The 6,059-nt window shown below is 69.5% G+C and carries 7 protein-coding genes; all 7 read right to left on the bottom strand.

The features are described 5' to 3' along the window. Positions 1–1,096: iron-containing alcohol dehydrogenase (locus QZV72_RS13545; protein WP_297009160.1), on the bottom strand; the 1,096-nt coding region annotated here is incomplete at its 3' end. A 1-nt stretch (position 1,097) separates the two neighbouring features. Beyond that, a complete protein-coding gene (gene aroC, locus QZV72_RS13540; RefSeq protein WP_297009159.1) occupies positions 1,098–2,345 on the bottom strand; it encodes a chorismate synthase in 1,248 nt (415 codons plus the stop codon). 79 nt (positions 2,346–2,424) lie between these two features. Beyond that, the gene (locus QZV72_RS13535; RefSeq protein WP_297009158.1) at positions 2,425–2,874 is read right to left on the bottom strand and encodes a prepilin peptidase; all 450 of its coding nucleotides are present in this window, start codon (positions 2,872–2,874) and stop codon (positions 2,425–2,427) included. Positions 2,875–2,930: 56 nt separating this feature from the next. Next, entirely contained in the window at positions 2,931–3,866 is a 936-nt protein-coding gene (locus tag QZV72_RS13530) for a shikimate dehydrogenase (protein ID WP_297009157.1), read from the bottom strand. Then, a complete protein-coding gene (gene mltG, locus QZV72_RS13525) occupies positions 3,856–5,040 on the bottom strand; it encodes an endolytic transglycosylase MltG (RefSeq protein ID WP_297009156.1) in 1,185 nt (394 codons plus the stop codon). Before mltG ends, QZV72_RS13530 begins: the two co-directional genes overlap by 11 nt. 86 nt (positions 5,041–5,126) lie before the next feature. Next, on the bottom strand, positions 5,127–5,627 hold the full coding sequence (gene ruvX / locus QZV72_RS13520; RefSeq protein ID WP_297009161.1) for a Holliday junction resolvase RuvX: 501 nt from the start codon (positions 5,625–5,627) through the stop codon (positions 5,127–5,129). Positions 5,628–5,686: 59 nt separating this feature from the next. After that, the coding region (locus QZV72_RS13515; RefSeq protein ID WP_297009155.1) for a DHHA1 domain-containing protein at positions 5,687–6,059 on the bottom strand (373 nt) is incomplete at its 5' end.

Here is a 6,059-nt window from a genome sequence, read left to right as displayed (position 1 = left end):
GGTTCTTGCCGGCGGCCGTGTTGATGCCGGTTTTGCCGCCGACGGCGGCGTCCACCATGGCCAGCAGAGTGGTCGGGTACTGGACGACCCGGATTCCCCGCATCCAGGTCGCGGCGATGAACCCGGCGAGGTCGGTCGTCGCGCCACCACCGACACCGACGATGACGTCCTGCCGTGACAGTCCGGCGTCCGCGCAGACATTCCAGCACTCAGCGGCACCGGCGACCGTCTTCGCGTCCTCCGCGTCCGGGATCTCGTGGAGCACCGGCTCGACACCGGCGGCGCGCAGCCCCTCGGCGATACGCTGCGCAAGCCCCGACAACGGCGGCTGGTGCAGCACCACGGCCCGCCCGGCACCCGGGACAGCGTCTGCGACCTGACCGGTGAGACCGCGTCCGATGACGACGTCGTAGGGGTGGTCGGTGGCGACGCGGACGCGACGGGAGCCGGCCGAGGTCGCGGACGTTGATGACGTCAATGACGTTGATGACGTTGAAGACGTTGATGACAAGGTGGACTCCTTGACTATGGTGGTGATTCGGTGGTCGTCCTCTTCGACGGACTCCAGGAAATGGAGGACCTCGGAGACGGTCTGCCGGGGGTCGCGCCCCTCGCTGGTGACCGTGAGGTCACTGACTTCGTCATAGAACGGGGCCCGCTCGGCCTGCAGCTGACGGTAACGGGCCACGGGGTCATCGGAGGCGACGACCGGGCGGTTCGCGTCCCCGGACGTCCGACGCACCCCCTCCTCGGCGGAGACCCGGAGATGGACGACGAGTTCGTCGACGAGAAGGGCACGCGTTTTCGCCGAGATCACCGCTCCACCTCCGAGGGACACGACACCTTCGGTGCGCAGCGCATCAGCGACGTGCCGTTCCTCCAGTTCACGGAAGGCCTGCTCCCCGAGCTCGCTGAAGATCTCGCCGCAGCGGCGGCCACGGTCGTTCTCGATGAGGATGTCGGTGTCCACCACGCCGCAGTGCAGTGCGTGGGCGAGACGGCGGCCGATCGTCGACTTGCCGGCGCCGGGCAGGCCGACGAGCACGAGACGGGGACGCCCCTGGCCCTCCCGCGGCACCGGCCGGTCCTGCTGCATGCTACTGCTCCCCCCGGTCGGCCGGTGCGGTGTCGGCGTCCCAGCGCAACCGGGCATCGACCTCGGCGAGATAGGCGGCGTAGTTGCGTCGCGTCTCCGCCAGCGAGTCACCCCCGAACTTCTCCAGCAGGGCCCGGGCGAGGACGAGGGCGACCATGGCCTCGGCGACGACACCCGCGGCGGGGACCGCGCAGACGTCGGAGCGCTGGTGGATGCCGGAGGCCTTCTGACCGGTGTCCGTGTCGACGGTGGCCAGGGCGCGTGGAACCGTGGAGATCGGCTTCATGGCGGCGCGCACGCGCAGCGGCTCACCGTTGGTCATGCCGCCCTCCAGCCCACCGGCCCGGTTGGTGTGCCGCTCGATCCCGGCCGCCCCGGCGAAGATCTCGTCGTGCGCCTCTGAGCCGCGGCGACGGGCCTCAGCGAAACCGTCACCGATCTCCACGCCCTTGATCGCCTGGATACTCATCAGTGCCTGTGCCAGCTGACCGTCGAGACGGGAATCCCAGGCGACGTGACTGCCCAGCCCGACCGGCAGGCCGGTGACGACGACCTCGACGACGCCACCGAGGGTGTCACCGGACCTCTTGGCCTTCTCGATCTCCCCGATCATCGACTTCTCGTGGGCGTCGGTCTGCGCGGTGAAGGCGCGGACCGGTGAAGCATCCACCGCCGCCAGATCGGCGGGGGACGGCGCCGGGCCCCCGTAAGGGGTGGACGGGCCGATGGAGACCACGTGGCTGACGACCTCCGAACCGGTGACCTCTCGCAGCAACGCTCGGGCGACGGTGCCGGCGGCGACACGGGCAGCGGTCTCGCGTGCGCTGGAGCGCTCCAGGATCGGACGCGCCTCGGTATGGCCGTACTTGAGCATTCCGGAGAGATCGGCGTGGCCGGGACGCGGGCGGGTCAGACGGGCGCCGCGCCCGGAGTTCATCTCCTTGGCGACGTCGGGGTCACCGAGGTCCAGCGGGTCGGTGGACATGATGGTGGTCCACTTCGGCCACTCTGTGTTGCCGACCATCACGGCGACCGGTGAGCCGAGGGTGAGTCCGTGGCGGACACCACCGAGGAAGGTCACCTCGTCTGCCTCGAACTTCATCCGGGCGCCGCGGCCGTAGCCGAGACGACGACGCGCGAGTTCACGGGAGACGTCGGCGCGGGTGACGGGCACACCGGCGGGCATGTTCTCCACGATGGTGACAAGGGCCTGGCCGTGGGATTCCCCGGCAGTCGTCCAACGAAGCATGTGCTCATTGTGGCACGTGCGCCTCCGGCCCGTCACATGACCCCGCGTCACGGGGTGGAACAGTCCTCCGACCCCTGTGTCACATCGTGAGAAAGATGCTGAGCCAGGTACCCACCAGCATCCCGGGTCCGTGCGGCAGCCCCGGCCGGCGGCTTTCGTCGACCCGGCGTGACGGGACAGCGAACAGGAGGGTGATCAGGGAGGACGCCGTGACCGCGACCCACCATCCCACCGGTCCACCGGCCACCGCCGCCGCCGCTCCGAGGGACAGGGCGAGTTTGGCGTCTCCTCCACCGATACGTAGCCGTGGGCCCAGCGTTCCGGGCAGAGTACACAGCACCCACCAGGCCAGCGCCCCGGTCAATGCCCACAGGTGGGCGTGGAAGACGCACCACACCCACACCACGGCGACAGCGGGGAGGGTCAGCGCATCGGGTAGCCGACGCTCCCGCAGATCGGTGACCGTCAACGCCACGGACCAGGTCAGCGCCACTGATGTCCACAGCAGATCCCACACACCACCCCACATCAACTCCCCCGTTCCCGGCCCCACCCCGACCCCGGCTCTGGCGGTGGTCGCCCGGCTCAGCGCCCGTCGGTACCGAGGTACTCCTGCAGTGCAGAGTACATGGCGGCGGCTGACGCTGTCGCGCCGGTGAACTGCCGGAACTGTTCAGCACCCTGTCCTGCGAGCATGAGCAGCCCGTCGGCGACCGGGCGGTCGGCGGCACGTGCCGCCGTCATCAGTCGCGTCGGGTACGGGTCGTAGATGACGTCGACGACCGCTGCCGACCGGGCCAGGGCTTCGGCGTGTTCACCGGCGGCGACCTCCGGGACGGTCGAGACCAGGATGTCGGCGGCCGCGCAGACCTCGGCAATCTCCGGGGCGTCCAACCGGGTCCAGGAGAACTCCATTCCGAGGCCCTCGACGAGGTCCCGGAGCTTCAGGGCCCTCCCGGAGCGCGCGAGGACATCGACCCGGCGTAGTCCACGCGCCGCGAGGGCGGCGACGGCGGGGCGGGCGGTGCCACCGTTGCCGACGACGACGGCGCGGTCTGCCCCCGCGTCACCGAGGACGGCGTCGAGGCAGGTGGTGACGCCGACGACATCAGTGTTGTCCGCCCGCCAGTGACCGGTGGGAACTCCGGCGTCGTCGCGCAGCGGGACCAGGGTGTTGGCACTGCCGATGGCGGCAGCGCGGTCGGTGACCTCGTCAGCGAGAGTCAGGGCACGGGGTTTCCCCGGCATGGTGACGGAGAATCCAGCCACACAGGCCGGTGAGCAGGTGAGGAGCCGGGCGATCTCATCGGCCTCCCCAGCCTCGACGCGGACGTACCGGAAGTCGACGGGACCGACCCCGTCGACGGCGCATGCACTGGCGGCACTGCCGTGGATGACCGGAGACAGAGAGTGACCGACCGGTCGCCCGAGGACGGCGCAGAGGGTCAGTTCCGGGGACGCGGACGCGAGGGTGAGAAAACCCTCGACGTCGTACACCTCCTCGACCGGACTACCGGGCACTGTCGAGCACCCCGTTGGCGCGTGACTCCTCGATGGCGGCCTCGTGGGCGGCGAAGTCACGGTTGAACACGGTGGTGCCCTCCTGGTCGACGGTGACAAAGTAGAGCCAGTCACCGTCGGCGGGACGTTCCACCGCCTGCAGCGCCTCCACGCCCGGTGAGGCGATCGGGGTGTCCGGCAGGCCCTTCTTGGCGTATGTGTTCCATGGGGTTTCGCGGGCCCGGTCCTCCTCCGTGGTCGCGACCTCCTGCTCGTCGACGTCGTAGTTGACGGTCGAATCGAACTGCAGCATCTGGTCCTCGTTGAGACGGTTGAGGATGACGCGGGCGACCTTGTCGAAGTCGCCGGCCGGGGCCTCGCGTTCGACGAGGGATGCTGCGGTGAGGACCTGGTAGGGAGTCAGTCCGACGGTCGCCGCCATCTCCACGAGACCGGTGCCCTCGTACTCGACGACGGAACCGGAGACCAGCTCACGCAGGATGTCGACCGGGCCCGAGGTCGGGTCGAAGAGATGGACGCCCGGTGAGATGAGGCCTTCGATACGTCGGGCGTCGGCTCCGCGGGCGTCGACCTCGGCGGCGGCCCAGTCGGGAACTCCGAGATCGGCGGGCGCGGTGGTGGCGATGGTCTCGTGGAGCTGGTCGACGGTGACACAACTCTCGAGGCCGTCGGTGAGTCCCTCCCGACAGGAGTTCGCGGCGATCATCGTCAGGATGCCGGTGCGGGCCTCCCCTCCGACGACTGCGGTGTCGTCGAGGGTCGTACCATTGGGGATGTCGATGACGCCCAGGCGCCGGTTGTCGTCAGTGAGGGCGGCGAGGGCCGAGTCCGCCGACATCTTCTCCCGGAGGGCGTAGTAGCCGGCCTGGAGGTCACGGGCACCACCGGTCTGTTCGGCCCGGTCTGCTGCGCTGATCATCGCGGAGCGGGAGCCCACCACATTGTCGGCGAGCAGCTGCGGGACGAGTCCGGAGACCGTGTCCCCCTCCTCGACACGCACCAGGACGACCTTTCCGTTGCCCTGACCCTCGTAGTCCCGGGTCCCGATGATCTCGCGCTGCCAGTAGACATAGGTGACGACGAATACCAGCAGGATGACGAGGGCGGCACCGACGGCGATGGACCATTGGCGTCGCCGACGGTATGTCGGTGAGGTGGTGGTTGTTCCGGGCATTGCTGTGGTTCTCCGCGCCTTTCCAGAGCACGGGGGTGCTCAGAGGGGATACTGCATTCTCAGTCGCTCATTCTCGCACAGAAAGATCACAAATCGTTATCTGGCCCGCCGTATCGGGCGGCGAAGGCCCTCCGCGCGTCCAGCCACCCCTGCAGGATATGCACGGCGGCGGCCTGGTCGATACGGGACCTGCCCTTCTTCTGGCTCACCCCGGAAGCGTGCATGGCGTTTGTCGCGGCCATGGTCGACATACGCTCGTCCACGAGCCGCACGGGGATGTCCAGCTCGCGGCGAAGTCGGGTGGCGTAATTCTCGGCGCGCCGGGTCGAAGCGGTGCGGTGGGACCGCAGGGACACAGGCAGACCGACGACGACCTCCACCACGAAGTTCTCCGCGACGAGTTCGAGGATGCGGGGGAACTCCTCACCCGGCCAGGCGCCGCTGGTCTTGTCCGCCTGGACGGTCTCCAGCGGGGTCGCGAGAATGCCGTCCGGATCGGACAGTGACACTCCGATACGGACGGTGCCGACGTCAAGTCCGAGGCGGCGTCCCCGCCCCGGGTCGTCCCCGCCGGGCCGGTCGGGCACCGGGTCAGGACGGTGCGGGTGCTGCCCGTGCTGAGCTCCGGTCACGTCGACTCCTCGTGTCACTTCGCGCCGGTGGCGTCGGCCACGACATCACGGACGGCCTTGACCGCCGCGTCGATACCGGCGACGTCGGATCCGGAGCCCTGCGCCATGGCGGGCTTGCCACCACCACGACCGCCGACGTAGGGGGCGACCGTCCTGACGACGTCGCCTGCCTTCACCCCGGCGGTCACCGCCGCGTCGGTCGCGGCGGCGATGAACGGCACCTTGCCCGACTCGGTGTCGCTGGAGATGAAGAACACCACACCGGCCTCGGAGCCGAACCGGCCCCTGGCCTCGTTGGCGAGGGTCCGCAGGTCACCGGCGGGCACGCCGTCGGGGACGCGGGCGGCGACGACACGCAGGTCACCGACGGTGGACGCCTGGAGGACG

The organism is uncultured Corynebacterium sp., assembly GCF_902782855.1.
In the GTDB taxonomy this organism is placed as follows: domain Bacteria; phylum Actinomycetota; class Actinomycetes; order Mycobacteriales; family Mycobacteriaceae; genus Corynebacterium.
Note: the sequence above shows the minus strand (reverse complement) of the source record. Positions and strands in the feature narration are given on the sequence as shown.